At 57.6% G+C, this 3,053-nt stretch carries 2 protein-coding genes and 2 pseudogenes; 3 read left to right on the top strand and 1 reads right to left on the bottom strand.

Annotated features, from left to right (window positions below):
* Positions 1-223 precede the first annotated feature (223 nt).
* The 3 genes and pseudogenes from tnpB to QD461_RS36460 form a co-directional block, all read left to right on the top strand.
* Positions 224-466 (top strand): annotated as a pseudogene (tnpB, locus tag QD461_RS36470) (IS66 family insertion sequence element accessory protein TnpB); the annotation flags it as partial.
* A 48-nt stretch (positions 467-514) separates the two neighbouring features.
* Positions 515-2,089, top strand: a complete 1,575-nt coding sequence (gene tnpC / locus QD461_RS36465) for an IS66 family transposase (protein ID WP_004128951.1) — start codon at positions 515-517, stop codon at positions 2,087-2,089.
* Positions 2,086-2,649 (top strand): UPF0149 family protein, encoded by a 564-nt coding sequence (locus tag QD461_RS36460; protein ID WP_004128954.1) that lies wholly within the window; start codon positions 2,086-2,088, stop codon positions 2,647-2,649. Before tnpC ends, QD461_RS36460 begins: the two co-directional genes overlap by 4 nt.
* A 180-nt stretch (positions 2,650-2,829) precedes the next feature.
* Here QD461_RS36460 and QD461_RS36455 read toward each other — a convergent pair.
* Positions 2,830-3,053 (bottom strand): annotated as a pseudogene (locus QD461_RS36455) (ISAs1 family transposase); the annotation flags it as partial.

The raw sequence follows: 3,053 nt of genomic DNA, 5'->3' as shown, positions 1-3,053 counted from the left end.
TGTCGAGATGATGCGTAACGGACTCGAAAAGGCGGGCATCAAGGGCGATTACGGGACGCGCTTCCGGCCCACCGATGCCGTTCTGCAACTGCTGAACAGCATCTAAGCTAAAACATTATGTGGCGGAAGATGCCAGATTTGGCAGTCCCCGGCTGGCGCCATGACGGCTCCGCCACAAAATCTCACCCGATGCATAAAAAGGGTTATGTGGCGCGCCACATAACCCTATTGCGGCGACGTGTTCGTGTTCCGCGCCAAGCGTCTTGATCGGCTTCGTTGCATTTACTGGGACGGATCAGGCATGATTTTAGCGACGAAGTGGTTGGAGGCAGGCAAGTTCGTTTGGCCACCGATCCGCGATGGCGCCATGCAGATGACGCGCGAAGAGTTCTCACTTTTGGTTGCCGGTATTGACTGGACAAGGGTGAAGCAGAACCCAGTGAAGCGGCCCTTGAAAGTTGGTTGATCCTATTGGTTTTGCTTGAAGATTCAGGCTCATGTGGTAGGGTCCGTCATGCCGCTTCGACCCGATCCCTTGCCCCAGGACACTGCGCAATTGACCCGGATCATTCTCTCGCTCAACGAAGAGAATGCCGACCTTAAGGCGCGCGTGGTCTTCCTTGAGCGCCAGCTCTTCGGGACGAAATCGGAGAAGATGACAGTGCTCGATCCGACGCAGGCAATGCTCGATCTTGGCGATCTAAGCGACATTCCCGTTGCTGCCAATGACGATGTCGTGCCGGTCATTGAAGACAAAATGCAGGCACGGCGATCGCCAGCGCGCAATATCGGCCGCTTGCCCAAGCACCTTCCGCGGTATGACGAGGTCATCGAACCAGAGAGCAAGACTTGCCCCTGCTGTTCGTTCGAACTTCATTGCATCGGCACTGATGTCAGCGAGGCGCTCGACATCGTGCCTGCGGTTGTCCGGGTGAAACGGACGATCCGGCCACGCTATGCATGCCGGGCCTGCGAAAGTGTTGTTGTGCAGGCGTCCGCACCGGCACGCGTGATGGACGGTGGCATGGTGACCACGGCGTTTGCCGCGCATGTCGCTGTTTCGAAGTTTGCCTGGCATCTCCCGCTCAACAGACAGGCGCAAATGCTGGCCTCCTGCGGCGTCATCATTGATCGCGGTACGCTCGGGGCATGGGTCACGCGTGTCGCCTGGTGGCTTGAGCTCCTCTACGATGCGCTGACCGCCTTCATCCGCTCGCAGCCGAGGGTGTTCTGTGACGAGACGCCGCTTCCGCGCCTCGATCCAGGACGCAAGCGAACCAAGGTCTGCCAGTTATGGGCGCAAGCGGTTGACGACCGCCCCTGGAATGGTCCGGCGCCGCCGGCGGTTGCTTATATCTTTGCCGAAAGCCGCAGTGCGCGCGAGATCGAGGGGCAATTGTCGTCGTTTGCCGGCGTGCTTCAGGTTGATGGATACCAAGCCTATAAAACCATGGTCAAACGACGCGGCAAGAGCAACGTTGCCCCCATGCGGCTGGCCTTCTGCCTCGCCCATGCACGGCGAAAGTTCGTTGATGTCGTCAAACTGACCGGCTCTTCGGAGGCCTTGTCGATCCTTGCCAGGATTGCAGAAATCTATCGCATCGAAGCAAAACTACGAGGGGAAGATGAAGATACCCGGCTTAGCGGCAGGCGTCGTGAGGCGGCTCCCATCATGAGGGAGCTGAAGGTCCATCTCACCGAACTGAGCGACGAGGTGTCGTCGAAATCAGCACTTGGCAAGGCAGTCACTTACATGCTCAACCACTGGGGCGGCCTGACAGCCTTCCTCGATGATGGCCGGATCGAGGTGGACTCCAACGTAGTCGAGCGTTCAATGAAATCCGTGGCTCTGACGAGAAAGAACTCATTATTCGTGGGCAACGAGCGGGGTGGCCAGACCTTCGCGGTCCTGGCATCGCTCGTGAACACGGCAAAGCTTAACGGCGTGGACCCCGACGCCTGGCTTGCCGATGTGCTGGAACGCATCATCTCCGGCAAAGTCAAAGCCAACGAGATGGAGAGCCTTTTGCCTTGGGCCTGGAACGCCGAGCGCGAAGCGATGACACAGCAGGAGCGACAAGCGGCATGACACAGAACAGCCAGGAGATGACGCCGCGACCGAAGCTCGATGACGACGCATTCGAAGCCTTTATCAGGAGACGTCGTCCGCCATCGCCTATCTGGTCAATGAGCAGTCTCGATGGCTATCTTACGGCCCTCATCATCGGCCCGAAGTTCATCGACCCACGCCAATGGATCCCGGAACTGACCGGCCCGGATGCCCTGAACCTGCCAATGGAAACAACCGAACATCGGGCCGTGCAGACGATCGTGGCGGAGTATAATCGGATATCTGCAAGCCTTTCCGAGAGACCGAAAGACCACCGGCCCAGGTTCACCAGGATCGATGATCAGACCCTTGATCCATTCGATTGGGACATCTGCTTTCTCCTCGGAACAGGATACGCGCCGAGGCTTTGGCAGCCTGTCCTTCGAGGTCATGCCGTCACTGGGGATATCATCGCGCCGATCCGCAAGCTCGGCGAGACAAAACGGAAAGCGACCCACCAGGATGCTGCTGCCGTCGCCGAAGCACTCGTCAATATCCGAACCTATTTTATGCCGAAGCGGGCAAAGCAGAAGTTCTAAAAGAAAGTGCTATTGCGATCCCGTCAACGCCGAAAGCAGTGGGCTGTTCGTCGCGCTCACTGTCATCCTGAATGTACGATGGTGTCAGAACCCAGCGAGTGTCTCTTGCCCATGTCATATTTCGACATTGATGTTTATAGAGCCACCAGCGACGCCACGGCGCTGAATCCGGGTTAACAGTCATGCTCGGATGATTTCGGCCATGTATTGTGGGTTTCTGCCTGCTTTGTTTCGTCTGAGTTTGATACTGCGCTTGTCGTTATGGCTTCGAACCATGTTGATGGCGAAGTGTCGGACGACGGCCATGTTGGCTGGTCCATGCCCGGTTCGAGATCGGGCGGCATCCTCGTTGAAGGTGACGTCGAGTACCCAATGGAGGGAGTTCTCGATGGCCCAATGGCCAC

Source organism: Rhizobium sp. BR 314, from assembly GCF_047445805.1.
GTDB classification, from domain to species: domain Bacteria; phylum Pseudomonadota; class Alphaproteobacteria; order Rhizobiales; family Rhizobiaceae; genus Rhizobium; species Rhizobium lusitanum_B.
The sequence above is the reverse complement of the archived record's forward strand: the minus strand, read 5'-3'. Positions and strand labels throughout refer to the sequence as shown.

Excerpts from the sequence above, each read along its gene's own strand:
- tnpC (WP_004128951.1), top strand. The coding sequence starts at position 515 with ATGCCGCTTCGACCCGATCCCTTGCCCCAGGACACTGCGCAATTGACC.
- QD461_RS36460 (WP_004128954.1), top strand. The coding sequence starts at position 2,086 with ATGACACAGAACAGCCAGGAGATGACGCCGCGACCGAAGCTCGATGAC.